Below are 25,096 nucleotides of genomic sequence, written 5' to 3'. Positions count from 1 at the left end.
TTTGTCCCAGACTCATTTTCTAGTTATTTTTTACCAGATTGTTCCATATTCCAGAAATCTGTAACGGCACCACGGGATGCAGAAGATACAGTGTGGGCGTACTTACCGAGGACACCACGACTATAGAGTGGTGGTAAGGTTGTTTCTGCCTTACGTTTTTCAAGTTCTTCATCAGATACAGCCATGGAAATTTCTTTAGTATCTTGGTCAACGGTGACGATATCACCTGTGCGGAGGTAGGCAATTGGTCCACCATCCTGAGCTTCAGGAGCGATATGTCCAACAACCAGTCCATAAGTACCACCAGAGAAGCGTCCGTCTGTCAAGAGAGCAACCTTGTCTCCTTGACCTTTACCAACGATCATTGATGAAAGTGATAGCATCTCAGGCATACCAGGACCACCCTTAGGTCCAACGAAACGAACAACGACAACGTCGCCATCAACGATTTCATCAGACAAGACAGCTTGGATGGCATCTTCTTCAGAGTCAAATACCTTAGCTGGACCAACGTGACGACGAACTTTAACACCGGATACCTTGGCAACCGCACCGTCAGGAGCAAGATTACCGTTCAAGATGATAAGCGGACCATCTGCACGTTTTGGATTTTCAAGTGGCATAATGACTTTTTGACCTGGTGTGAGGTCTGCAAAGTCTTCCAAGTTTTCAGCGACAGTTTTACCAGTACATGTGATACGGTCTCCGTGAAGGAATCCATTTGCCAACAAGTACTTCATAACTGCAGGGACACCACCAACTTCGTAGAGGTCTTGGAAGACATACTGACCAGAAGGTTTTAAGTCAGCCAAGTGAGGCACACGTTCTTGGATCGTATTGAAGTCCTCAAGTGACAAGTCAACATTAGCCGCATGGGCAATGGCGAGCAAATGAAGAGTAGCGTTTGTAGAACCGCCGAGAGCCATAGTAACTGTAATGGCATCTTCAAAGGCTTCACGAGTCAAGATATCAGATGGTTTGATACCAAGTTCAAGCATTTTGACAACGGCACGTCCAGCTGCTTCGATGTCTTCTTTCTTATCAGCAGATTCTGCTGGGTGAGAAGAAGAACCCGGTAAACTCATACCCAAAACTTCGATAGCAGTAGCCATCGTGTTGGCAGTATACATACCACCGCAGCCACCAGGGCCAGGGCAGGCATTACATTCGAGACGCTTGACGTCTTCAGCCGTCATATCACCGTGGTTCCATTTACCGATTCCTTCAAATACAGAAACCAAATCGATGTCTTTACCATCTAGTTTTCCAGGGGCGATAGTACCACCGTAGGCGAAAATAGCTGGGATATCCATATTGGCAATGGCAATCATAGAACCAGGCATGTTCTTGTCACAGCCGCCGATAGCCACAAAGGCATCCACGTTGTGACCTCCCATAGCAGCTTCGATAGAATCCGCAATGATATCACGAGATGTCAAAGAGAAACGCATACCAGGCGTTCCCATGGCAATCCCATCTGCTACCGTAATGGTTCCAAATTGAACCGGCCAAGCACCGGCAGATTTGACACCTTCTTTTGCAAGCTTACCAAATTCATGCAAGTGAATATTACATGGTGTATTTTCTGCCCAAGTTGAAATCACTCCCACAATCGGTGTTTCAAAGTCCTTATCTGTCATCCCAGTTGCACGAAGCATGGCACGGTTTGGTGATTTAACCATGCTGTCATAAATGCTACTGCGGTGACGTTTATCTAATTCTGTCATTCAAGTCCCTCCCATTTCAGTTTTTACCATTATAGCACATTTTTCGCATGAATAACAGAAGAAAATTCTTGAATTTTCAGACAATTCAAACCATTGAAATCTTCTTAAAAAAGATTGCATATTTTTGTTGACATTTAAAATTAAAGTGATATCATTTAGATATCAAACGCAGGAGGTCATTCTGATGACTGAAAAACTAATCAATTCAAAACCAAATGGTGTAGTAGCCTTGATACTTATCGAGTTGGCACTCGTTCTTGGTGTCTTTATATTTATCATTGGTGCTGGTTCAGAAAACATTTTTGGAATTATTATCGGTCTTTTATTAATCTTAATTTCAGTTCTAGCTCATGCTGGCCTAAAAGTAGTCAAACCTCAGGAAGCTCTGGTTTTGACCCTCTTTGGTAACTATACAGGTACCATCAAAGAACCTGGTTTTTACTTTGTCAATCCTTTTAGCATAGCAGTCAACCCTGCAAACCACACTCGACTTGGTCAAAGTGGTGATGTTAGCACAAAATCTCCTTTTTCAGGAATGAAATCATCAAATGGCAATGATGTAAACATTGAGATTGGCAAGAAACAGATTTCTCTCAAAGTTATGACTTTGAGTAATTCTCGTCAAAAGATTAACGATTGCTTAGGGAATCCTGTTGAAATTGGAATCGCGGTAACTTGGAGAGTTGTTGATACAGCCAAAGCAGTCTTCAACGTTGATAACTATAAAGAATATCTTTCATTGCAGTGTGATAGCGCCCTTCGTAATATTGTCCGCATCTATCCTTACGATGTGTCTCCCAATGTGGATACTACAGGTGATGGGCAAGCCGATGAAGGAAGCCTCCGTGGTTCTAGTGAGATTGTAGCTAAGCGTATTCGTGAAGAAATCCAAAGTCGTGTTGAGGATGCTGGTTTGGAAATCCTTGAAGCACGAATCACCTATCTAGCTTATGCACCAGAAATTGCTGCCGTCATGCTTCAACGTCAACAAGCATCAGCCATTATTGATGCACGTAAGATGATTGTAGACGGCGCTGTTGGAATGGTTGAAATGGCACTGGAACGTCTCAATGAAGGAGAGTTGGTTGAACTAGATGAAGAGCGTAAAGCTGCCATGGTTTCAAATCTCCTAGTCGTTCTCTGTGGCAATCATGATGCGCAACCAATTGTCAATACAGGAAGCCTTTATTAGAAATGGCAGAAGCTAAAAAAAAGCAAATCCCCCTTCGACTCTCGAATAAGTTATATGCTGCACTCGCATCATGGGCAGAAGATGACTTCCGATCAGTCAATGGGCAAATCGAATATCTTCTCACCGAATGCGTCAAACAACGAAAAAAAGACGGGAAATATGTCTCAGAAACCATTGATGAACCATTCGAGATTGATATTTAGTCTATTTTCCTATCCATAAGATTGGATAGGAAAATTTTTTAATCTTTTTTTGTCAAGTAACTTTACTTTACAAAAAAGTTTTGATATACTATTAAAGTTGATGAAAATCAAACCTAACTGAATTATATCTTAAAAGGAGAAAACAAAATGGCAGTACCTGCACGTCGCACTTCAAAAGCGAAGAAAAACAAACGTCGTACACACTACAAAGTAACAGCTCCATCTGTAAACTTTGACGAAACTACTGGAGATTACTCACGTTCACACCGTGTATCACTTAAAGGATACTACAAAGGACGTAAGATCGCTAAAGCTGCATCAGCTGAATAATAGAAGGGAGATACCATGCGCGTAAATATTACACTTGAACATAAAGAATCTGGTGAACGCTTGTACCTTACTTCTAAAAACAAACGTAACACTCCAGACCGTCTTCAATTGAAGAAATACTCACCAAAACTTCGCAAACATGTTGTGTTTACAGAAGTGAAGTAAGCATTCAATACATAAGAAAAACGCTCTAGTCATATTGTCTAGAGCGTTTTTGTGTTGTTTAAAAATTAGGTGGTGGTTTATCTAACTATATGTTTTAAACTCTTAAATGGATTGATGAATTTCATGCAATAAAATCTGCTTTGACAGCGATTGAAACTAAAAGTAATGAGTTTGAAGAATAATTTTTAAAAGAAACTTTTTTATTTTTTAACACCTCTTTTGATCAGTTTTTAGTATTGTGACACATTCGATATCTATCTTTATCAGATAACAAAAATCTAGAGAGAGGGCAATAAAACATTTTATTAAAAGTAATAGGTAACTTTTGACAAAGCCATTTCGGGGGACTATAATAGATAGTTGTATGATAAATACACTCAAAAATCGGATTATGGCCATAGGGGAATATTAAACCAATATGAATGAATATAGTAGGGAAGAATTGCTTTGTATGTTTGGGCATTGTTTTCAAGTTTCAAAAACAGTATTGGATTCGAACAAGGCCATTTCGGCTGAACAAAATCAATCTGTTATTCAGACAATTCAATTATTAGAGACAAGGACTCATCATAGGATTATAGAAAACAGATAATGAGAGAGTTATAATATCGAACTTTGTTTCTCTTTGGAGAACAGGTTATAATGTGGAATTGAATCATTTTGAATTTTATACTAGGAGAATATATGCAAAAGAAAGATATTTTATTAGGTGCTGGTTTAACTTCTGTTCTTGTCGGTGCTGGTGTTGTTAATACAACTGTTCAAGCAGACGAGCTTACACAACCTACCACATCAACAACCGTACAAAAAGCAGCAGTGACAGGTCAAGATTTGACTAAGGCTCAAGAGGTTGCCAAATCTGCACAATTAACAGTTGACCAAAAGACTGCCGATGTGAAAGTCGCTAAAGACCAACTATCAGCTGCTACAAAAGCTGTTACAGATGTCAAAGAAGATATCAAAACCGCACAAAACGCAGCTGCAATTGTTGAAGAACAAAACAAGGTAATTGAGGCTAAAACTGAGCAAAAATCAGAACTCAATACTGAACTCTCAAATGCAAAAACTGCTGAGCAAACTGCAAAAGATGAATCAGTAGCCGCTAAAGGTGCGCATGATGACGCTACAAAAGCTGTCACAGATGCTGAGAAAACTGTCGAAGACAAGAAAGCCGCTTTGAATCAAGCAACTGCAACAACTAGCCAAGACCCTAAAGAAATCCAAACCGAATTGGATGATGTCAATAGTCAAGTGACTGCGAAATCTGCACAAATTGCTGCAACAACTAGCCGTATTGACGCGAAGCAACAAGAAGTGGATAACTACAAACCAGTTATCAAAACGATTGACTTGAACCCATCTGAGCGTAATGCAGTAGCGCATGACAACCTCATGGACTACGAACACAACCGTGACAATGCGCCAAAAGACGCGTCAGGTAACCCAACAATGGAACCTGTTAACTTCCAAGGTGTCAAAATTGTCGAAATCGAAGCGACTCAAGATATGTTGAACTTCCAAAAAGCACTTGAAGACTACCGTAATGAGCCATATGACGTTGTGAATCATACATTTAAGAAACGTCCAGTGTTCCGCTATAAAGTGGACAATCGTGGATTATCTCAAGCGTTTGTGAAAATGCTCAACGAATTGCGTGAAGCAAATGGTGTTGAAGGTAACATGCAAGTGGACGACGCTTACTTGGATTATGCTCAACAACGTGCTAATGAAATGCAACGTAACGACAAGTTGAGCCATAAAACAGTATTAACTGAGCCAGGGAACAAAAACGAAAACGGTCTTGAAAATATTATTTATGGATATGGTGATGACCCAACCACAGAAGATGGATTTATCAACTTTAACAACATCGTAACCAATGAAACATTGGCCTATGATATGTTGCTCAACTGGTATGATGATTATACGAATGTCAGAGGTGCTAGTCACGGACACCGTCGTGGACTTCTAGTGCCAATGGGTGGTAAAATGGGGCTTGCAATCGCTAATATTGTGGGTTCTAACAACACATTCCGTTATGCAGCATTTGAAAACAATGCTCATACAGGTAGCACTTATTCAACTGACGAAGATGGTACATCTTATATTGAAGAAGAGAGTGAATCTAGCAAGAAATTCTGGGATAACTACGACAACTTCAAAGACGATGCACTTAACCCAACCTTCTACGGTCGCAAAATGAAATTCCTTGCGGACCATCACTTTGTATTTGTGACTCACGAACAAGAAGGTGATAACAGTGCACTCGTAAGCGCCTTGAATGACTTGAAAGCTCTTAAAGCTCGTCAAGAAGATGAACGCAATGTCCTTGTTACACGTCAAACAGCCTTGACGGGTCAATTGGCAGCGGCTACACGTAGTCAAGAACAACGTGCTGCGGCTATTACAACTGCAACAAACGAATTGAACAAGGCAACTGCAACTCTTGCGACTGCTAAGTTAGCTGCCCAAGCAACTGCAGCAACTCTTGAAGAAAAGAAAGTTGCTGCTGACCGTGCTACAGATTATGCTGATCATTTGGCCCATCGCGTAGCAGCTATCCAAGGTGAAATTGATAAAGCGATTGAAACTCGTGATAAGGCTGCTAACTTGCAAGGCCAATTGGGTAACTTGACTGCTAAATTGACCAAGGCTGAAGAAGACAAGGCAACTGCTGATAAACGTGTAACAGACGCAAAAGTAGCACTTGCACAAGCCCAAAAAGCACTTTCTGATGCCAAATCAAATGTTCAACGTTTGACTGATATTCTTGCAATTGACAAAGCTCTTGCAGTTTATCAAGACGCGACAGGTACTGTTTCTGCAGTTACGCGTGAAACACCAACTGTAACACCAGTAGAACGTCCAGCTTTTGATTTAAATGCTGAATTGAACGGTTACAAAGTGACCCAAAATGAAGATGGTATTGGTGCTACAACAGTTGACGCACCAACTGTAACACCAGCAGAACTTCCAGCATTTGATTTGAATGCTGAATTGAACGGTTACAAAGTGACCCAAAATGAAGATGGTATTGGTGCTACAACAGTTGACACACCAATTGTTGATGAGTTGCCAACCTTTGATTTGAATGGTTACAAGACAAGTCCAAAATATGATGGTGCTGGTGCTACACCGAATGTCATGCCATCTCAAAAATTATCTACATTTAATCAAAATGTCGTCAACACTCGTGAACCAATGCATGTAAATATTTCAACTACAAAATCTGATTTATCGTCAAGGCTAACTAATGAACAGGTACAGTTAGTGGTAGGAGATGACAAGAAAGAAATTGAAGGTGTAAAAGCTGTATCTGCAAATAAAGATGCGACTAAACAGGAGTTGCCAAATACTGGTAGTTATTCTCGAGTGGAACGTCAGATGGCCCTCGGTGGATATACTATTTTGGGATTGATTTTAGGATTTACAATTCAACGTAAACGTGAACGCTAAAAGGGATAAAATCTGTTATTTATAAGATTATTTTAAGGTAGTGAGTTCAACTCTCACTGCCTTTTCTTTCCTCCTATTTTTGAGAGCGCTTGAAATATGTTATAATAGTTCTAGATTATTTTTTTGGAGGCAAACCGTGGGGAATTTTATTGAGCTAGTCTTTCATCGTTTCTTTTTGGGGATGATAGCTACGGCTTATTTTTGGTTATTGACACTAGCGGGAGGTGTGGTTTTTGGTATAGCGCCAGCTAGTGCGACTCTCATGAGTTTATTTGCAGAACACGGCTATTCTTACCGTGCTTATCGTTTCAAGGAAGCATGGGCTTTATTTAAGAGCAATTTTGTTAAAAGCAATCTCAGTTTCTACACCTTTATGGGACTTGACTTGATCTTGATTTATGGTTTGTATCTCATGATCCAATTGCCGCATCAGACCATTATCCACTTGGCAGCAACATTTTTAAATATCTTTTTGGTAGCCTTGGTATTTTTGGCTTATACAGTTTCTCTAAAATTGCAAGTTTATTTTGACTTATCCTATCAAAATACCTTAAAGCTTGCCTTTATCGGAATTTTTATGAGCTTGTCAGCAGTGGCTAAAGTTCTTCTTGGTAGCGTCTTGTTAGCCATTATTGGGTTCTATATGCCAGCCCTCATTATTTTTGTAGGGATTGGAATGTGGCATTTCTTTATTAGTGATTTATTGGAGCCTGTTTATGAAAACATTCATGAAAAATTGGCGTCCAAATAGAATGAAACAGTTTTGGCTTCATTCGCTCCTTCGAACCTATAGTTGGGTGATGATTGTCATCATTGCTAGTTTTGCTCTTTTGATTTCCTATGTAAACTGGGATAGTCGAGAAAAAGAAGCAAGACAGGTTTCCCAGCGGGTTTTGACTCGGACGGTGAGCGAGGTTGAGTATTATTATCGAGAATCAGCGCGTTCAGCCCAAAGTTTAGTAGATAATCAAGCGCGCATCGAGGGAATTTATAAGTATTTTAGCCTTAGTACACCGGATTATTTTTACTGGCAACTGGAACGTAAGGCATCACCCTATATTTCTGTATCCATTTATGAAAATATCGATGACCTTTATGTGCGCAATGATTTTGTAACGGGTGTAGCCATTGTCTTGCAAGACTCGACAGAAGTTTATGTTTCGACTAGGGATAATCGTAGTGGCTACAAGGTTTTTGCAGAAGCTTTTAAGCCAGATGCCAATAGTTTTGCCATTTCCGTATCTGATCCCATATCTGACCAAGCTCTTGGCGTTATTTATGTTTCTGTATCTTCCGATATTTTTTATAAGGCTATTGACAATACCAGAGGAAATATCCCAATTGCTGTGAGCATTACCTCTCCTTTTGAAACGGAAATGTTTCACCTAGGTGAAAAAAGTGATCGAGAGGAATGGTTGCAAGATAAGACAGCTCATGGATATCAGGTTCAGGTTGCAGTTCCAAGGGATTATGTCCTCAGTGGTAGTATCTCTAGTTCTGTCTTTATTCTTGCTTTGAGTCTCCTCTTTATCATTATTTTATATGTAACCTTGAAAAAAACATTTTCGAAGTATCAAACACAGGTTGTTGACCTAGTGGAAACAATCCATGATATTGCGCAAGGGGAGCAGGGAAAAAGAATTGATCTCACGAAAAAAGACCAGGAATTGCTTGTAATCGCTGAGACGACAAATGATATGTTGGACCGATTGGAGAGAAATATCCATGATATTTACCAGCTTGAACTGAGTCAAAAAGATGCCCATATGCGCGCCCTACAAGCTCAGATAAATCCACATTTTATGTACAATACCCTCGAGTTTATACGGATGTACGCGGTCATGGAAAACCAAAATGAACTAGCAGATATTATCTACGAATTCAGTAGCCTCCTGCGCAACAACATCTCTGATGAGCGAGAAACAACATTGAAGCAAGAAGTGGAATTTTGTCGGAAGTACAGTTATCTCTGTATGGTTCGCTATCCAAAATCCATTGCTTACGGATTTAAGATTGACCCTGGATTGGAAGAAATGCGAATTCCAAAATTCACCCTCCAACCCTTGGTGGAGAATTATTTTGCCCACGGAGTTGATCATCGACGTACAGATAATGTGATTAGTATCAAGGCCTTGAAAAAAGATGGCTATGTTGAGATTTTAGTGGTGGATAATGGACGTGGAATGCCTGCTGATAAGTTAGCAGAGATCCAGGATAAATTAGCTCAAAGAACTTTTGAACATACAGTGGATTATAGTGGGAAACGCCAGTCCATTGGGATTGTCAATGTGCATGAGCGCTTTGTACTCTACTTTGGCGACCGCTATGACATCAGTGTAGAATCAGTTGAAAAAGAAGGTGTTCGCTATCGAATTACCATTCAAAATGAAGAGAAAGGATAAAGATGTATAAAGTACTTTTAGTTGACGATGAGTACATGATTACAGAAGGACTCAAACGCTTGATTCCTTTTGACAAATGGGATATGGAAGTCGTTGCAACAGCCAATCATGCTGACGACGCTCTGGACTACGTTCGAGAACATCCCGTAGATATTGTCATTTCAGATGTCAATATGCCTGACAAGACAGGGCTTGAAATGATTGGGGAGATGAAGGAGTTGTTGCCAAATGCTTACTATATCCTCCTTTCAGGCTACCAAGAATTTGACTATGTCAAAAAAGCCATGAATCTCAATGTCGTTGATTATCTGGTCAAACCAGTCGATAAGGTTGAACTTGAACACTTGCTTGAAAAGATTGTCAGTCAGCTTGGTGAAAAATCTCATGAGTCAGAAATATTGAGTCAGCAACTAGATGAAGAAGCCTTCAAGACTCATCTCAGCCAAAAAGAAAACTGGTGGATTGGACTTTCAAAAGAAAAACAAGGAAATTTTGTCATTCCTTACTACGTTCTGGGGCAAGATTGGCAAATTGTCCTTGCTGATCAGGAATTTGAGGGCTTGTTGATCATGCCTTTTGAAGCACCTTATCAATCCAACTTTGAAAAGTGGAAGCGTGATGTTGAAAAGACACTCTTTTATGGTTCGGTCAATTTAGATCAGTCTGAAAGTCTCTTTTCTTACTACGAACCCATTTATCGAGTGATCATCCAGGGAAATCTTCAGCAGATTATTGATGAATTGACCTTGCTTGAGAAGATTGTCCTTGAAAATACACCAAGGGTATCCATTACCAAGCAGCTCTTTACCCAGTTTGTCATGGATGTCTTCCATCTTTTTGAACATCTGAAAGCAGACGATATGACAGATATTGTCAAGAACATTCATGCCATTACAACTTTTGAGGACTTAGTCGCTTATACCAAGGAAACCATGACTTCCTTCTTTGGCCAATACCGCATGAATGAAAATGTGGTCAGTGTGCTCGAGTTCATTGGTAGAGACTACAAAAAAGAACTTTCCCTCAAGGATATCAGCAAGGATCTCTTTATCAATCCCGTTTATTTGGGGCAGTTGATCAAGAAGGAAACCAATTCCACCTTTGCAGAGCTTCTCAATAAGCAACGTATCAAGGCAGCTCAGCAGCTCTTGCTATCTACAAATGATAGTATTGAAGATATTTGCTATACGGTTGGTTACAGTAATGTTGGTTATTTCTATAAGGTCTTTCGAAAACTATGTGGGAAGTCTCCTAAAGCCTACCGTAAGCAGGTGGAAGCAAACTTGTAGGATTTGTTTTACTTGTTAAAATATGCTATAATAAACTAAAAAAACATAAGGGGGTTGCTTTGATGAAAAAGAAACCAATCTATCTATGGGTATTACTGATTTTTTCAGCCTTACTCTCAGCAATGTCGCTATTTGGAATCATATCTCCAGTACCTACTGCGGAGGGTATGAGCAATCTAGAAACATCAGCATCAGGTGTTAATGCTACTTATGCTAAGGAGCTCGTTGATTACACCATTAAGGTATCGGAACATGGTCATTCTGTCTTCAGCATTCTCTTGGTTGTCTTATCTGTTATTCTAGTTGTTGTGGCTTTGGTTTTCCTTATTCGTAAAAACCTTCAATTGGCTAACTACACTTATCTTGCTTATGTCTTCGTTGCCATCGTTGGTTCTATCTACAACTTTATCGGCGTTCAGGATGCGGTTTCACTTTTTACAGATCCTAACATCCGTATGGGAGCGGAGCTTGGTGCCAAAGGTTCAGCCATTTTTGGGATCGTACTCAATGTTATCTTCCTAGCAATCGTCTTCTATAAAATGTGGCGTCAGCAAAAAGAATTAACAGAAGCTCAAGAAGAGGAAGAACTGGCCTAAGAGTTGACAAAGGATAACTATCAAGATACAATCTTGGTAGTTATTTTTTTGAATTCAAAAAAGAAGGAGGAGAGCATGAAAAAAATTTCCTTAGTCTATATCAGTCTGAGTGGAAATACTGAAAGTTTCGTCACACGTCTGAAGGCATACCTTTTAGAACAGTATGGGAACATTGAAGTGGAAAAGATCCATATTAAAGATTTGGTCAAGGAGGGAGAGAATTTCTTTGAGATGACCAATCCATATGTCGCTTTTCTACCGACTTATCTAGAAGGTGGCAATGGAGTTGACAATGGTGATGTGGAGATTTTGACCACTCCAGTAGGGGACTTTATAGCTTACGGTGACAATGCCAGCAAGTGTTTTGGTGTCGTAGGATCAGGCAATCGTAACTTTAATAACCAATACTGTTTGACAGCCAAACAATACAGCCAACGCTTTGGTTTCCCCGTTCTAGCTGACTTTGAGATGCGTGGAATGCTGGGAGATATCAAGAAGGTCGCAGGGATTATTGCGGACTTATACGAGTTGAATACGGATTAATAGAATCATTTGATGTAGCAGTTGGGCTTCTCAACTGCTTTTTGAATACGCAAAAAAGCACCCAAGGTGGGTGCTACTTTATAAACTAACCTGCTTTTCCGATAGCGAGTGCGTAGATAAAGAAGATTGCAAAACCAAATAGGAAAATCAGTCCTGCAATAGCGAGCAGTTTCAGCCAAGAAGGAAGGTTTTTGTTCTCACGTGTGACTAAGACATAGTTTAAAAGGGCAAAGAATGGTGTTGTGAGGAAAGAACCAATCATGGCAAAGCGAAGCATGGTTGACACTTGACCTGCAAAGAATTTGATAATAACAATACCAATGATAGCTGTGATGGTCATCCAGATTTTCAAAGATTTGCTATCGTCATCCTTTTGATTAGCTAGGAGACGAAGGGAAACCTGGTTAACACGAGAATAACCATCGATAACAGTGATAACTGTTCCAAAGATACAGAGGAAAGCGATAAAGGTGATTAAGTAACGAGACCATTCACCAAGTACAGAGGCATACATACCTACAAATTGAGAGATGTATTTGGCAGAAGCGGCTTCAACTGCTTGTCCTGTAGGATACTGAATAAGCGCTCCGAGTGCTACAAAGAATACTGCAAGAATGGCTGTTCCAATATAACCTACGTTAAAATCGAAAAGAGCATCTTCTGTATTAAAGTTGACGGTCTTTTTCTTTTCAGCAGACCAAAGTGAGTTAATGGCTGAAATTTCAATAGGTGCAGGCATCCATCCTAAGAGGGAAACGATAAAGGGAAGTGCAGCCATTTGCCAAGGTGTTTTTTCAACAAAATCAGAACTGTACTCTGGATGCTTAATAGCAGCAATAATAACTGCAAGAACAGTTGCAATGGTTAAGGCAGACATGATCCATTTTGCCATACCATCCAAAAGTTTGTAGCCTCCAAAGAGCAACATAGCCCAAATGATTGCCACAAGTATGAGAGACCATTGAGTGATGCTTAGTCCAATCATTGGAAAGGCACTAGCGATGATGGCTGAACAAAGAATAGCAACACCAGCAGTATTGACCATAGCAGAAAAGACATTGAGTAGAAAGAAAATCCAGAGGTAAATTTTCCCTTTTTCAGCATAACCTTCGACTAAGGTTTTTCCAGTATCAGCAGTGTATTCAGAACCAAAACGGAAAAATGGATATTTAAAAACATTAGCTAATATGACCAAGAGTAGTAGGGACCAACCATAAGAACCACCAGCTTGAGTAGAAGATACGATATGTGATCCCCCTACAGCCGCAGAAGCCATTAGGATACCAGGTCCCATTGCTTTAAGTTTACTTGTCCATGTTGATTGGTTTAACGAAGAAACTTGTGACATAATTAATCTCCTATCATTAAATTTTCAGAATAATCTGGATATGTACTCTATTCTATAAAAAAATGATTAGAAAAGCAAGTGAATTTTGAAAATATTTTGAAAATAGTGAAAATAGTTTACAATGAAATAGAGAAAAAGTGATACCGTGCTTGCTTTAGTTCTAGAGTGAGCTATAATAGAGATAAAGATAAATAGAGCGATATTATGTAAAAATACTTAGTAGAAATGGATAAGGAAATGAGTAAACTAGATAGATTTTTAAAGTATATAAAACGCAAACCAAGCTTCAAGGATATTATGCTATGCAGTGCTTTGCTACTATTAGCGATTGCTCTGCTACTGTTCTCTGAGAAAATTTTTGATGAAAGTTTGTCAGCATACGGAACCATGGCATCACTAGGGATTGTTATATTGGTGGGAATCATAGTTCTCAGGAAAAAATAGAAAAGGACTCGAGAAATACTATCTCGAATCCTTTTTTTATTTTCTGATGTCTTCAACAATTTCCTTTGAAATCATGATTCCCAAACGATATCCTTTATTGATGTAGTCGATGACATCGTTAATATTTTCTGTTGTTTGAATCTTTTCCTTGATAGTAGCGCGAAAAGATTCATCCTTTAACAGCTGTTCTTGTAGAAGTCTTTGTAGTTTTTCCTTTTCGTATTTGTTGATGAGAAAAAGAGCGACAAGACTGATGACAACTAAAATATAAGCATATTGGCTCATAAAATCTCTCCCTAAGTGATAAAGAAATTAATAGCAAGAGAAAAGCGAAAAAGATTTTTCGCTTTTCAAGTAATGACAATATAGAAATTAGGCAAGTGATCGCTAATCTAAAATAGTAGATGTAATGCACTCCGCCCCTAGTACCAAATAAAAGTCCGTAGAGGTTTAGGATTGGTTGCTTAGAACGCTCTGCAATCCAGTAACTTTAAGATTGCGACATGAACCTAACCAAATCGATGTTATTGTTTAGATAAATTAGTAAAGCGTTTAGGCAAATCGTCAGAGTTACGACATTTTAGGACATAAATCGATAATATTTAGAGGCCATGACTAGTGAAGCGCCTAGCCAAGGTTCGAATAGGATTTGGCGCTAGTTACTTAGACTGCTTTACAATAAAGTGATTAAAAGCCTACGACATGAGCCTAACCAAATCGATATTATTTGGTTAGGTGAATTAGTGAAGCGTTTAGGCAATTCGCCATATAGCGATTGCCGTCAAGAGACTAGGAACTTTAGTTCCAGTCTCTTGTAACGATTTACATCTTCTCTGGCGCCTCCACACCCAGCAGACGAAGTGCTTCTTTGAGGACAACTGCAGTTGCATAGCTGAGAGCTAGACGACTGTCGCGTTCTGGGCTTTCATCCAAGATGCGAGTGTGAGCGTAATATTTGTTAAAGGCTTGCGCTAAGCTAATTGCAAATTTAGCAATGATAGAAGGTTCAAAGTTATCTGCCGCACGGTTGATAATACGTGGGAAATCTTGGATGAGTTTAATGATTTCCCAGCTTTCAGCATCATTCAAGCTATAGTTGGCAGCTGTTTCTGGTTTGAAATCCGCTTTGCGTAAGATAGATTGGATACGAGCATAGGCGTATTGAACATAAGGACCAGTCTCACCTTCAAAGGATACCATAGCTTCAAGATCGAAGTCGTATCCATTTGTACGGTCGGTTTTAAGGTCATAGAATTTAATGGCTCCAACTCCAACAGCATGAGCAACCTGGTCTTTATTTTCAAGTTCCGGATTTTTGGCTTCAATTTGCGCTTTGGCACGGCTGATGGCTTCTGCGACAGTTGGCTCTAGCAAGATCACATTTCCTTTACGAGTAGAAAGTTTTTTCCCTTCTTTTGTTACCAATCCAAAAGGAACATGGACAATATCTTGACTCCAATCGTACCCCATCTCTTGCAAGACAGCCTTAAGTTGTTTAAAGTGAGCAGATTGTTCTTGACCAACGACATAGATAGATTTAGCAAATTGATATTCGTTTTTACGGTAAAGGGCAGCGGCCAAGTCACGTGTGATGTAGAGAGTTGCCCCGTCAGATTTCTTGATAAGAGCTGGGTGTTCAATTCCATATTTCTCAAGGTTGACAACTTGGGCACCTTCTGATTCAACAAGAAGTCCTTTTTCAGAAAGGATGTCTACAACTGCATCCATCTTGTCATTGTAGAAGGCTTCCCCGTTGTAGCTGTCGAATTCAACCTTCAATTCATTGTAAAGGCGGTTAAATTCCACCAAACTTTCATCACGGAACCATTGCCAAAGTGCGAGAGCTTCCTCGTCTCCATTTTCAAGTTTACGGAACCATTCGCGTGCTTCTTCATCCAAGCTAGGGTCATTTTCAGCTTCAGCATTGATGCGAACGTAGAGTTTAAGAAGTTCATCAATCGGATGAGCTTTTACAGCTTCTTCGTCGCCCCATTTTTTGTAGGCAACAATCAGCATTCCAAACTGTTTACCCCAGTCTCCCAAATGGTTGACCTTGACCGTTTGATAACCGATTTTTTGGAAAATATGTGACAAGCTATCTCCGATAACAGTTGAGCGCAGGTGCCCAATAGAGAATGGTTTAGCAATATTGGGACTAGACATGTCAATAACAACATTTTCTTGTTTACCAATAGTTTGGTCAGCATAGTGTTCTTTTTCAGTGATAACAGCTTGTAATACTTGAGCAGAAATGGCATTTTTATCAAGGAAGAAGTTAACATAAGGTCCAGTAGCAACGACTTTTTCAAAGGCTTGGCTATTGATTTTTTCAGCGATATCTGCTGCGATCATTTGTGGAGCTTTTCTCTCAACTTTTGCTAGAGTAAAGGCAGGGAAGGCGATGTCTCCCATGTCAGAGTTTTTGGGTTGTTCTAGTAAATTTAAAATAGCCTCTTGATCCAGGCTGTCAATGACGCTAGACAATTCGCTAGCAATCAATTGTTTTGTATTCATTATAAACTCCTTTGGACTTTTCTTCTATTTTATCACAATTTTGAGGAATGATAAGAATTTTTTTGAAATATTCAGTTTTTTTGGTATAATGTTCTTATTAAATAGTTGTAAAATGTTATAAATATTCACTCGAGAGGATGTTATGAGAAAAAGAGAACGTCATCAGTTGATCAAGCAGATGATCACTGAGGAAAAATTAGGGACTCAAAAAGAGATCCAGGATCGGTTGGAAGCACGCAATGTTTTTGTGACGCAAACGACCTTGTCGCGTGACCTTCGCGAACTGGGCTTGACCAAGGTTAAGAAAAATGATAAGGTCTACTACGTACTAGCAAATGAGACAGAGAAGATTGATCTGGTTGAGTTCTTGTCCCATCATTTGGAAGGTGTAGCAAGAGCTGAGTTTACCTTAGTTTTGCACACTAAATTGGGTGAAGCCGCAGTTTTAGCCAATGTTGTCGATGCCAACAAGGATGAATGGATTTTAGGAACAGTTGCGGGTGCCAATACTCTCTTGGTAATCTGCCGAGATCAGCATGTTGCTAAACTCATGGAAGATCGTTTGTTAGATTTGATGAAGGATAGATAAGGAGGTTGGGACAAAAGTCCTAGCCTCTCAATTGTCTTTGGATTGTCGAGCAAGCCGCAGTGGTTGAGTGGGCTCTACTACGCTGATTTCATCAGCTTTTATAACCCTACTCAACTGTGCGGAGGTGGGACGACGAAATCGAATTCTAACGAATTACCGATTTCTGTCCCACTCTCTATTTTTAACAAGGAGAGAATGGATGATGACAGAAAAATTATCACCTGGCATGCAACAGTATGTGGATATAAAAAAACAATATCCAGATGCTTTTTTGCTCTTTCGTATGGGTGATTTTTATGAGTTATTTTACGAAGATGCAGTCAATGCTGCCCAGATACTAGAAATTTCACTAACCAGTCGCAATAAGAATGCTGACAATCCTATTCCCATGGCTGGTGTGCCTTATCACTCTGCCCAACAGTATATTGATGTCCTAGTGGAGCGTGGCTACAAGGTTGCCATTGCTGAGCAGATGGAGGATCCTAAGCAGGCTGTTGGCGTTGTAAAACGCGAGGTTGTGCAGGTGATTACCCCTGGTACAGTCGTTGACAGCAGTAAACCAGACAGTCAAAACAACTTTTTGGTGGCCATTGATCGTGACGGTCAGCAATTTGGTTTGGCATACATGGACTTAGTGACGGGTGATTTCTATGTGACAGGTTTATTGGATTTTAACCTGGTCTGTGGTGAAATCCGAAATCTTAAGGCAAGAGAAGTTGTCATCGGCTATACCTTAACTGAAGAGGAAGAACAGATTCTCAGCCGTCAAATGAATTTGGTGCTTTCTTATGAGAAAGAATCATTTGAAGACATACATCTACTGGATCCACGCTTGGCGCCTATTGAACAAGCTGCCAGCAGTAAACTTCTCCAGTATGTCCATCGGACTCAGATGAGAGAACTGAACCATTTGAAACCAGTTGTCCGTTATGAAATTAAGGATTTCTTGCAGATGGATTATGCAACCAAGGCTAGTTTAGATCTAGTAGAAAATGCTCGTTCTGGTAAGAAACAAGGGAGTCTTTTCTGGTTGCTAGATGAGACTAAAACTGCAATGGGTATGCGTCTTTTGCGCTCTTGGATCCACCGTCCCTTGATTGACAAGGATCGTATCCTTGAACGTCAGGAGGTTGTACAGGTCTTTCTGGATTATTTCTTTGAACGTAGTGATTTGACAGAAAGCCTCAAGGGAGTCTACGATATCGAGCGTCTGGCTAGTCGTGTTTCTTTTGGGAAAAGTAATCCTAAAGACCTCTTGCAATTAGCGACTACCTTGGGAAGTGTTCCACGAATTCGAGCAATTTTAGAAGGAATGGAGCAACCAGCTCTTGCCTATCTGATTGAACAATTAGATCCTATTCCTGAGTTGGAAAGTCTTATTAGCGCAGCCATTGCTCCTGAGGCTCCTCACGTGATTACCGAAGGCGGTATTATTCGGACTGGCTTTGATGAGACCTTGGACAAGTATCGTCGGGTACTGAGAGAAGGAACCAGCTGGATTGCTGAGATTGAGGCTAAGGAGAGAGAAAATTCTGGCATCAGTACGCTCAAGATTGACTACAATAAAAAGGACGGTTACTATTTCCATGTGACCAATTCGCAGCTTGGTAACGTACCAGCCCACTTTTTCCGTAAGGCTACGCTAAAAAACTCTGAACGTTTTGGGACAGAGGAGTTGGCGCGTATCGAGGGAGAAATGTTAGAGGCACGTGAGAAATCAGCAAACTTAGAGTACGAAATTTTTATGCGGATCCGTGAGGAGGTTGGGAAATATATCCAACGCCTGCAAGCCCTAGCCCAAGGAATCGCTACTGTCGATGTCTTACAAGGCTTGGCAGTGGTAGCAGAAAATCAACACCTGATTCGTCCAGAGTTTGGTCAGGACTCGCAAATTGACATTCAAAAAGGTCGTCACGCTGTCGTTGAGAAGGTCATGGGAGCCCAAACCTATATTCCCAATAGTATCCAAATGGATGAAGATACTAGCATCCAACTGATTACAGGGCCTAACATGAGCGGGAAGTCAACCTATATGCGCCAATTAGCTATGACAGCGGTCATGGCTCAGATGGGTTCTTATGTACCAGCAGAACGTGCTCATTTACCAATTTTTGATGCAATTTTTACCCGTATCGGGGCGGCAGATGACTTGGTTTCAGGACAATCTACCTTTATGGTCGAGATGATGGAAGCCAATAATGCCATTGCGCATGCGACTGAGAATTCTCTCATTCTCTTTGATGAGCTTGGACGCGGAACGGCAACTTATGATGGCATGGCCTTGGCCCAGGCAATTATCGAGTATATTCATGAACATATCGGAGCCAAGACTCTCTTTGCGACTCATTACCATGAATTGACTAGTTTGGAGACTAGTCTAGGACATCTGGTTAACGTTCACGTAGCTACGCTTGAGCAAAATGGACAGGTTACCTTCCTTCACAAGATCGAAGCAGGACCAGCTGATAAATCATACGGTATTCACGTAGCTAAGATTGCAGGTTTACCGGCAGACTTGCTGAAAAGAGCAGATGCAATTTTAACGCAATTAGAGAGTCAAGGTCAGGAAAGTCCTGCTCCAATGAAACAAACACACGCAGTTTCTGAACAAATTTCCCTATTTGACTCGGCGGAAGAAAATCCTATTCTAGCAGAATTGGCTAAAGTAGATGTGTACAATATGACACCGATGCAAGCCATGAACCTCTTGTTAGAATGGAAGCAAAAATTATAAGCAAAAACCCACTCAGTCCTATGAGTGGGTTTCTGTTGCATTATTTCTTCTGAGCCAATAATTGGTTGATGTGGGCAACCTTCTTTGATTCTCTTTTATAAAGAATCGTCCAGATGATGAGATAGACGATTGCAAATTCTGGGATGAGTTGGAGAAGGGAAGTCCAGCGAAGTGGGAACCAACCTGCCAGAATTGCTAGAGGAACAAAACCTAATAGCATGAGGAAGAAGTGAGTGACAGTAGCACGAAGAAGGCTCCAGTCTTTGGCAAAGAGACGGCTACCAAAACTAAAGAGGACTCCGATAGCTGCCCAGATGATAGAACAGTAGAGCAAAACTAGAGCGCCATGTACCTGTTGTTGGATCATGAATTGGCCAATCAAAGAGTTGGGGCTAAGTGGTGCGTAGTTGCTTGGTGAAAAGATAAAAGAAAAGATAATAGATAGGATGAGGCCGATGAGGATACCAGTTGTGGCATCGTGAAATACTTGTTTTTTCATAGTTCTAATTTCTCCTTAATAGTTTTGAGGTAACGGCGAGATGAGTAGGTGAAACTGTCATTTTTTAGATAGATTTCAATCAAGCCGTTAGAGGTTAGTTTTAGATGACTAATAGCATCGATGTTGATAATTTCCGATTGGGAAATTTGGATAAAGGAAGCAGGTAGAATTTCACTTGCTTGGTAAAGACGAATGTCGAGCGCATAGGTTTGGCTATCCGTTTCAGCTAAGACTTTGCGATTTTCAATATATATACGTTGAATCTTACTAATCTGAATCAAGTAGACCTGGTCTTGGAATTTTCCTTTAAGAGTTTCGTTTTGATCCAGTGATTGAACAAAGTCTTGAACTTTTTGAACTCTAGGGGACAAAGATGGTGCTTCTATGATGATTTGTTCTTCGGCGTATTGTTGATCAATGTCAAGTCTAACTTTCATATTTTCTCCTTTGTAAAAGTTGTAATAGAGATCTCTTACTTACAAATCTATTAAACACCATTTTGTTGACAATTACAAGAAGCTTTGTCTATGTGGTCGGTTGAAGAGTCTATCTGGCAGGTGACCGTTTTCATAGAATTTTTAGAGCAAAGAAGTCAAAAAATAAGAAGAAATATATTGACAAAAATAGAAAAAACGTGGTACAATAATAGACGGTACTTTTTACTTTTGGTCTCTCAAGAGTGTACAGGGACGTGCTGACAAATGTTGCAAAAGTACACACAGATGATAGCTGTCACCAAGTGTATCATCACCAAAAATAAAAAAAACACAGGAGAATGTAGATGCCTACAATTAACCAATTGGTTCGCAAACCGCGTAAATCAAAAGTAGAAAAATCTAAATCACCAGCTTTGAACGTTGGTTACAACAGTCATAAAAAAGTTCAAACAAACGTTTCTTCACCACAAAAACGTGGTGTTGCAACTCGTGTTGGAACAATGACACCTAAAAAACCTAACTCTGCCCTTCGTAAATTTGCTCGTGTACGTTTGAGCAACCTTATCGAAGTTACTGCCTACATCCCAGGTATCGGACACAACTTGCAAGAGCACAGTGTGGTGCTTCTTCGCGGTGGACGTGTAAAAGACCTTCCAGGGGTACGTTACCATATCGTCCGTGGTGCACTTGATACTGCAGGTGTTAACGATCGTAAACAAGGCCGTTCTAAATACGGTACTAAACGTCCGAAAAAAGCATAAGGAAAGGGGATAAAGAGAAATGAGTCGTAAAAATAGAGCTCCAAAACGTGACGTATTGCCAGATCCGCTTTACAATTCACAATTAGTTACTCGTCTTATCAACCGCGTTATGCTTGACGGTAAACGTGGTACAGCTGCTTCAATCGTTTACGGTGCTTTTGAACAAATCAAAGAAGTTACTGGTAACGATGCACTTGAAGTATTTGAAACAGCTATGGAAAACATCATGCCTGTACTTGAAGTACGTGCACGTCGTGTTGGTGGTTCTAACTACCAAGTCCCAGTTGAAGTTCGTCCAGAACGTCGTACAACACTTGGACTTCGTTGGTTGGTAACAATCGCTCGCCTTCGTGGTGAACACACAATGCAAGACCGTCTTGCAAAAGAAATCTTGGATGCTGCTAACAACACTGGTGCAGCAGTTAAGAAACGTGAAGACACTCACCGTATGGCTGAAGCTAACCGTGCCTTCGCACACTTCCGTTGGTAATATAGGATGCGAAAGCGTTAAGAAAGTCCCAGAGAAAATAGGGAATCGAAGCAGGTTGCGATTGCAACCAATGAGATTCATCTTTTTCTCCAGACTTTTAGCTTGAGCTCAACTAGATTATGATACCAAGAGCGGTAAAGGCCCAAGGCAAAAATAGGAAACTGATGCAGTGTTCCGTGAACACAAAGCAGTTTATCTTTTTTGCACCGGGCCTCGCTCGGGTTCAAATCAGTTAACTTGAGCTTTTAGCCCGGGTCCAATTGAGCTACTATCGGCTAATTAACTATAGCCCAAGTTCAACTTAACTTATCTACAAGTTGAAACCAACCATAACAAGATAAACATTGAGAACGGGTAGGTCCTGCCTATCCGTTTTTATTAAATCGTGTTATAATAAAATAGAAATAAAAAAATATAGGAGAAACAAACCTCATGGCACGCGAATTTTCACTTGAAAAAACTCGTAATATCGGTATCATGGCTCACGTCGATGCTGGTAAAACAACTACAACTGAGCGTATCCTTTACTACACTGGTAAGATTCACAAAATCGGTGAAACTCACGAAGGTGCGTCACAAATGGACTGGATGGAGCAAGAGCAAGAACGTGGTATCACTATCACATCTGCCGCTACAACAGCTCAATGGAAAGACACTCGTGTAAACATCATCGACACACCAGGACACGTGGACTTCACTATCGAAGTTCAACGTTCACTCCGCGTTTTGGACGGTGCTGTAACCGTTCTTGACTCACAATCAGGTGTTGAACCTCAAACTGAAACAGTTTGGCGTCAAGCAACTGAATACGGAGTTCCACGTATCGTATTTGCAAACAAGATGGATAAAATCGGTGCTGACTTCCTTTACTCAGTAAGCACACTTCATGACCGTCTTCAAGCAAACGCTCACCCAATTCAATTGCCAATCGGTGCTGAAGATGACTTCCGCGGAATCATTGACTTGATCAAGATGAAAGCTGAAATCTATACGAACGACCTTGGTACAGATATCCTTGAAGAAGATATTCCAGCTGAATACCTTGAACAAGCTCAAGAATACCGTGAAAAATTGGTTGAAGCAGTTGCTGAAACTGATGAAGACTTGATGATGAAATACCTTGAAGGGGAAGAAATCACAAACGAAGAATTGAAAGCTGGTATCCGTAAAGCAACAATCAACGTTGAATTCTACCCAGTACTTTGTGGTTCTGCCTTCAAGAACAAAGGGGTTCAATTGATGTTGGATGCAGTCCTTGACTACCTTCCAAGCCCACTTGATATCCCTGCAATCAAGGGTGTAAACCCAGATACAGACGAAGAAGAAGAACGTCCAGCATCTGATGATGAGCCATTTGCAGCTCTTGCCTTCAAGATCATGACTGACCCATTCGTAGGTCGTTTGACATTCTTCCGTGTTTACTCAGGTGTTCTTCAATCAGGTTCATACGTATTGAACACTTCTAAAGGTAAACGTGAACGTATCGGACGTATCCTTCAAATGCACGCCAACACTCGTAAAGAAATCGAAACAGTTTACTCTGGTGATATCGCTGCTGCTGTTGGTTTGAAAGATACAACAACTGGTGACTCATTGACAGATGAAAAAGCTAAAATCATCCTTGAGTCAATCAACGTTCCAGAACCAGTTATCCAATTGATGGTTGAGCCTAAATCTAAAGCAGACCAAGATAAGATGGGTATCGCCCTTCAAAAATTGGCTGAAGAAGATCCAACATTCCGCGTTGAAACTAACGTTGAAACTGGTGAAACAGTTATCTCTGGTATGGGTGAGCTTCACCTTGACGTCCTTGTTGACCGTATGCGTCGTGAGTTCAAAGTTGAAGCGAACGTAGGTGCTCCTCAAGTATCTTACCGTGAAACATTCCGCGCTTCTACTCAAGCACGTGGATTCTTCAAACGTCAGTCTGGTGGTAAAGGTCAGTTCGGTGATGTATGGATTGAATTTACTCCAAACGAAGAAGGAAAAGGATTCGAATTCGAAAACGCAATCGTCGGTGGTGTGGTTCCTCGTGAATTTATCCCAGCGGTTGAAAAAGGTTTGGTAGAATCTATGGCTAACGGTGTTCTTGCTGGTTACCCAATGGTTGACGTTAAAGCTAAGCTTTACGATGGTTCATACCACGATGTCGACTCATCTGAAACTGCCTTCAAGATCGCTGCATCTCTTGCACTTAAAGAAGCTGCTAAGACTGCACAACCAGCTATCCTTGAACCAATGATGCTTGTAACAATCACTGTTCCAGAAGAAAATCTTGGTGATGTTATGGGTCACGTAACTGCTCGTCGTGGACGTGTAGATGGTATGGAAGCACACGGTAACAGCCAAATCGTTCGTGCTTACGTTCCACTTGCTGAAATGTTCGGTTACGCAACAGTTCTTCGTTCTGCATCACAAGGACGTGGTACATTTATGATGGTATTTGACCACTACGAAGATGTACCTAAGTCAGTACAAGAAGAAATCATTAAGAAAAATAAAGGTGAAGAATAATTCACCGTCACTTTAAAAGAAGTCACTTTGTGGCTTCTTTTTCGGCTCTTTGTCAGCTGTTGTGGGTTGAATAAAACTAACATCTGAGTCTAGGACAATAGTCCCTTGTCTCCCAAAAAAAGCAATGGTTTTTGCCGTTGCTTTTTGCATATTTGCGATAGTCTTTGTAAAATAGAATTTCACAATAAACTATTTAGAAAAGCTATTCCATGTATATTCACTATAACAAAAATCAAACAACTTTACCACTAGAAATCAGTTCATTCTTGCCACAAGAACATCTTGTTTTACTATTGAAAAAGTGGTGAATACCTTGGAGGAACGACACGTTCAAGCCTTCTATCACGCCTTTAGTCGCCGTCTTATCACCCTAAAATGCTTTTATCTACTCTTTTGTTTGCCTATTCACAAGGGATTTTCTCTGAAAGGTCAGTTAATAAGAGGTGAAGTATCTGGAAGAAGATATCAGAGGATTTCATTGGTTGCTGGGCTAATAAATGGCAAGTTAATCGCTCCAATGACTTACGAAGAGACGATGACGAGCGACTTTTTTTAAGCTTGGTTTCAGAAGTTTCTCTTACCAACATTAAACACACCATCAGTTATTATTATGGATAATGCAAGATTCCATAGAATGGGTAAGCTAGAGCTCTTATGTGAAGAATTTGGGCATGAACTTTTACCTCTTCCTCCCTACTCACCTGAGTACAATCCTATTGAGAAGAAATGGGCTCATATTAAAAAGCATCTCAAAAAGGTATTACCAATTGCAATACTTTTTCCGAGGCTCTTTTATCTTATTCTTGTTTCAATTGAATATAAAAATTCTAAAAAGTGTTGAAAAAGGCTTGACAAAGGGATTC

At 40.3% G+C, this 25,096-nt stretch carries 22 protein-coding genes and 3 pseudogenes; 18 read left to right on the top strand and 7 right to left on the bottom strand.

Annotated features, from left to right (window positions below):
* Positions 1-23 precede the first annotated feature (23 nt).
* Positions 24-1,727 (bottom strand): dihydroxy-acid dehydratase, encoded by a 1,704-nt coding sequence (ilvD, locus tag ADH90_RS07915; RefSeq protein WP_049530777.1) that lies wholly within the window; start codon positions 1,725-1,727, stop codon positions 24-26.
* Between the two features lie 184 nt (positions 1,728-1,911).
* On the opposite strand from ilvD, the gene ADH90_RS07910 reads away from it, so the two are divergent.
* The 10 genes from ADH90_RS07910 (at position 1,912) to nrdI (ending at position 11,903) form a co-directional block, all read left to right on the top strand.
* Positions 1,912-2,919 (top strand): SPFH domain-containing protein, encoded by a 1,008-nt coding sequence (locus tag ADH90_RS07910; RefSeq protein ID WP_049530775.1) that lies wholly within the window; start codon positions 1,912-1,914, stop codon positions 2,917-2,919.
* Positions 2,920-2,921: 2 nt separating this feature from the next.
* Positions 2,922-3,122, top strand: coding sequence for a PTS ascorbate transporter subunit IIC (locus tag ADH90_RS07905; protein WP_000796543.1), 201 nt, complete (start codon positions 2,922-2,924; stop codon positions 3,120-3,122).
* Between the two features lie 147 nt (positions 3,123-3,269).
* Positions 3,270-3,452, top strand: coding sequence for a 50S ribosomal protein L32 (gene rpmF, locus ADH90_RS07900; protein ID WP_000290417.1), 183 nt, complete (start codon positions 3,270-3,272; stop codon positions 3,450-3,452).
* 15 nt (positions 3,453-3,467) lie between these two features.
* Positions 3,468-3,617: a 50S ribosomal protein L33 gene (gene rpmG, locus ADH90_RS07895; protein WP_001265622.1), complete on the top strand. Its 150-nt coding sequence runs from the start codon at positions 3,468-3,470 to the stop codon at positions 3,615-3,617.
* 684 nt (positions 3,618-4,301) lie between these two features.
* Positions 4,302-7,073, top strand: coding sequence for a CAP domain-containing protein (locus ADH90_RS07890; RefSeq protein WP_049530774.1), 2,772 nt, complete (start codon positions 4,302-4,304; stop codon positions 7,071-7,073).
* Positions 7,074-7,209: 136 nt separating this feature from the next.
* Positions 7,210-7,824, top strand: coding sequence for a YesL family protein (locus tag ADH90_RS07885; RefSeq protein WP_049530772.1), 615 nt, complete (start codon positions 7,210-7,212; stop codon positions 7,822-7,824).
* Positions 7,802-9,475 (top strand): sensor histidine kinase, encoded by a 1,674-nt coding sequence (locus ADH90_RS07880; RefSeq protein ID WP_080982641.1) that lies wholly within the window; start codon positions 7,802-7,804, stop codon positions 9,473-9,475. The genes ADH90_RS07885 and ADH90_RS07880 overlap by 23 nt, the downstream gene beginning before the upstream one ends.
* 2 nt (positions 9,476-9,477) lie before the next feature.
* A complete protein-coding gene (locus tag ADH90_RS07875) occupies positions 9,478-10,764 on the top strand; it encodes a response regulator transcription factor (RefSeq protein WP_049530771.1) in 1,287 nt (428 codons plus the stop codon).
* Positions 10,765-10,826: 62 nt separating this feature from the next.
* Positions 10,827-11,360 carry an ABC transporter permease gene (locus ADH90_RS07870; RefSeq protein WP_000729010.1) on the top strand — a complete coding sequence of 178 codons (534 nt, stop codon included), beginning with the start codon at positions 10,827-10,829 and terminating at the stop codon, positions 11,358-11,360.
* A gap of 75 nt (positions 11,361-11,435) precedes the next feature.
* Positions 11,436-11,903, top strand: a complete 468-nt coding sequence (gene nrdI / locus ADH90_RS07865; RefSeq protein WP_049504453.1) for a class Ib ribonucleoside-diphosphate reductase assembly flavoprotein NrdI — start codon at positions 11,436-11,438, stop codon at positions 11,901-11,903.
* An 85-nt stretch (positions 11,904-11,988) separates the two neighbouring features.
* Here the strand turns inward: nrdI and ADH90_RS07860 are convergent, their stop codons facing one another.
* Positions 11,989-13,251, bottom strand: a complete 1,263-nt coding sequence (locus ADH90_RS07860) for an NRAMP family divalent metal transporter (RefSeq protein WP_049530770.1) — start codon at positions 13,249-13,251, stop codon at positions 11,989-11,991.
* Between the two features lie 237 nt (positions 13,252-13,488).
* On the opposite strand from ADH90_RS07860, the gene ADH90_RS07855 reads away from it, so the two are divergent.
* The gene (locus ADH90_RS07855) at positions 13,489-13,695 is read left to right on the top strand and encodes a hypothetical protein (RefSeq protein WP_049530789.1); all 207 of its coding nucleotides are present in this window, start codon (positions 13,489-13,491) and stop codon (positions 13,693-13,695) included.
* A gap of 36 nt (positions 13,696-13,731) precedes the next feature.
* On the opposite strand, the gene ADH90_RS07850 is transcribed toward ADH90_RS07855, so the two are convergent.
* Complete coding sequence (locus ADH90_RS07850; RefSeq protein ID WP_000084856.1) at positions 13,732-13,980, bottom strand: hypothetical protein; 249 nt, start codon at positions 13,978-13,980, stop codon at positions 13,732-13,734.
* A gap of 537 nt (positions 13,981-14,517) precedes the next feature.
* Entirely contained in the window at positions 14,518-16,209 is a 1,692-nt protein-coding gene (argS, locus tag ADH90_RS07845; RefSeq protein WP_049530768.1) for an arginine--tRNA ligase, read from the bottom strand.
* Between the two features lie 142 nt (positions 16,210-16,351).
* Here argS and argR point away from each other — a divergent pair, with 142 nt between their 5' ends.
* Positions 16,352-16,798, top strand: a complete 447-nt coding sequence (argR, locus tag ADH90_RS07840; RefSeq protein WP_001231485.1) for an arginine repressor — start codon at positions 16,352-16,354, stop codon at positions 16,796-16,798.
* Between the two features lie 199 nt (positions 16,799-16,997).
* Positions 16,998-19,532 carry a DNA mismatch repair protein MutS gene (gene mutS, locus ADH90_RS07835; protein ID WP_049530767.1) on the top strand — a complete coding sequence of 845 codons (2,535 nt, stop codon included), beginning with the start codon at positions 16,998-17,000 and terminating at the stop codon, positions 19,530-19,532.
* A gap of 40 nt (positions 19,533-19,572) precedes the next feature.
* On the opposite strand, the gene ADH90_RS07830 is transcribed toward mutS, so the two are convergent.
* Entirely contained in the window at positions 19,573-20,031 is a 459-nt protein-coding gene (locus tag ADH90_RS07830) for a DUF3021 domain-containing protein (RefSeq protein ID WP_049530765.1), read from the bottom strand.
* The gene (locus tag ADH90_RS07825) at positions 20,028-20,468 is read right to left on the bottom strand and encodes a LytTR family DNA-binding domain-containing protein (RefSeq protein ID WP_049530763.1); all 441 of its coding nucleotides are present in this window, start codon (positions 20,466-20,468) and stop codon (positions 20,028-20,030) included. Before ADH90_RS07825 ends, ADH90_RS07830 begins: the two co-directional genes overlap by 4 nt.
* A gap of 344 nt (positions 20,469-20,812) precedes the next feature.
* Between ADH90_RS07825 and rpsL the strand changes: the two genes are divergently transcribed.
* The 3 genes from rpsL (at position 20,813) to fusA (ending at position 24,233) form a co-directional block, all read left to right on the top strand.
* On the top strand, positions 20,813-21,229 hold the full coding sequence (rpsL, locus tag ADH90_RS07820) for a 30S ribosomal protein S12 (protein WP_001142333.1): 417 nt from the start codon (positions 20,813-20,815) through the stop codon (positions 21,227-21,229).
* A 19-nt stretch (positions 21,230-21,248) separates the two neighbouring features.
* A complete protein-coding gene (gene rpsG / locus ADH90_RS07815) occupies positions 21,249-21,719 on the top strand; it encodes a 30S ribosomal protein S7 (RefSeq protein ID WP_000087876.1) in 471 nt (156 codons plus the stop codon).
* A 432-nt stretch (positions 21,720-22,151) separates the two neighbouring features.
* Positions 22,152-24,233, top strand: coding sequence for an elongation factor G (gene fusA / locus ADH90_RS07810; protein WP_049530761.1), 2,082 nt, complete (start codon positions 22,152-22,154; stop codon positions 24,231-24,233).
* 12 nt (positions 24,234-24,245) lie between these two features.
* On the opposite strand, the pseudogene ADH90_RS11815 reads toward fusA, so the two are convergent.
* Positions 24,246-24,482: pseudogene (locus ADH90_RS11815) on the bottom strand (hypothetical protein).
* Between ADH90_RS11815 and ADH90_RS11830 the strand changes: the two are divergent.
* Both ADH90_RS11830 and ADH90_RS10920 read left to right on the top strand, forming a co-directional pair.
* Positions 24,443-24,674 (top strand): annotated as a pseudogene (locus tag ADH90_RS11830) (IS1182 family transposase); the annotation flags it as partial. The pseudogenes ADH90_RS11815 and ADH90_RS11830 sit on opposite strands and share 40 nt — an antisense overlap.
* A pseudogene (locus ADH90_RS10920) lies at positions 24,646-25,049 on the top strand (transposase); the annotation flags it as partial. The pseudogenes ADH90_RS11830 and ADH90_RS10920, both read left to right, overlap by 29 nt.
* Between the last annotated feature and the right edge of the window lie 47 nt (positions 25,050-25,096).

Origin of the sequence: Streptococcus pseudopneumoniae (assembly GCF_001073085.1) — a bacterium.
GTDB classification, from domain to species: Bacteria; Bacillota; Bacilli; order Lactobacillales; family Streptococcaceae; genus Streptococcus; species Streptococcus pseudopneumoniae_M.
This window is presented reverse-complemented; position numbering and strand designations above follow the sequence as displayed.

Excerpts from the sequence above, each read along its gene's own strand:
- mutS (WP_049530767.1), top strand. The coding sequence starts at position 16,998 with ATGATGACAGAAAAATTATCACCTGGCATGCAACAGTATGTGGATATA.
- rpsG (WP_000087876.1), top strand. The coding sequence starts at position 21,249 with ATGAGTCGTAAAAATAGAGCTCCAAAACGTGACGTATTGCCAGATCCG.
- ADH90_RS07905 (WP_000796543.1), top strand. The coding sequence starts at position 2,922 with ATGGCAGAAGCTAAAAAAAAGCAAATCCCCCTTCGACTCTCGAATAAG.
- argS (WP_049530768.1), bottom strand. The coding sequence starts at position 16,209 with ATGAATACAAAACAATTGATTGCTAGCGAATTGTCTAGCGTCATTGAC.
- ADH90_RS07870 (WP_000729010.1), top strand. The coding sequence starts at position 10,827 with ATGAAAAAGAAACCAATCTATCTATGGGTATTACTGATTTTTTCAGCC.
- ADH90_RS07910 (WP_049530775.1), top strand. The coding sequence starts at position 1,912 with ATGACTGAAAAACTAATCAATTCAAAACCAAATGGTGTAGTAGCCTTG.
- ADH90_RS07850 (WP_000084856.1), bottom strand. The coding sequence starts at position 13,980 with ATGAGCCAATATGCTTATATTTTAGTTGTCATCAGTCTTGTCGCTCTT.
- ADH90_RS07855 (WP_049530789.1), top strand. The coding sequence starts at position 13,489 with ATGAGTAAACTAGATAGATTTTTAAAGTATATAAAACGCAAACCAAGC.
- ilvD (WP_049530777.1), bottom strand. The coding sequence starts at position 1,727 with ATGACAGAATTAGATAAACGTCACCGCAGTAGCATTTATGACAGCATG.
- ADH90_RS07825 (WP_049530763.1), bottom strand. The coding sequence starts at position 20,468 with ATGAAAGTTAGACTTGACATTGATCAACAATACGCCGAAGAACAAATC.
- rpmG (WP_001265622.1), top strand. The coding sequence starts at position 3,468 with ATGCGCGTAAATATTACACTTGAACATAAAGAATCTGGTGAACGCTTG.
- ADH90_RS07860 (WP_049530770.1), bottom strand. The coding sequence starts at position 13,251 with ATGTCACAAGTTTCTTCGTTAAACCAATCAACATGGACAAGTAAACTT.
- rpsL (WP_001142333.1), top strand. The coding sequence starts at position 20,813 with ATGCCTACAATTAACCAATTGGTTCGCAAACCGCGTAAATCAAAAGTA.
- argR (WP_001231485.1), top strand. The coding sequence starts at position 16,352 with ATGAGAAAAAGAGAACGTCATCAGTTGATCAAGCAGATGATCACTGAG.
- ADH90_RS07880 (WP_080982641.1), top strand. The coding sequence starts at position 7,802 with ATGAAAAATTGGCGTCCAAATAGAATGAAACAGTTTTGGCTTCATTCG.
- ADH90_RS07875 (WP_049530771.1), top strand. The coding sequence starts at position 9,478 with ATGTATAAAGTACTTTTAGTTGACGATGAGTACATGATTACAGAAGGA.
- nrdI (WP_049504453.1), top strand. The coding sequence starts at position 11,436 with ATGAAAAAAATTTCCTTAGTCTATATCAGTCTGAGTGGAAATACTGAA.
- ADH90_RS07830 (WP_049530765.1), bottom strand. The coding sequence starts at position 20,031 with ATGAAAAAACAAGTATTTCACGATGCCACAACTGGTATCCTCATCGGC.
- rpmF (WP_000290417.1), top strand. The coding sequence starts at position 3,270 with ATGGCAGTACCTGCACGTCGCACTTCAAAAGCGAAGAAAAACAAACGT.
- ADH90_RS07890 (WP_049530774.1), top strand. The coding sequence starts at position 4,302 with ATGCAAAAGAAAGATATTTTATTAGGTGCTGGTTTAACTTCTGTTCTT.
- fusA (WP_049530761.1), top strand. The coding sequence starts at position 22,152 with ATGGCACGCGAATTTTCACTTGAAAAAACTCGTAATATCGGTATCATG.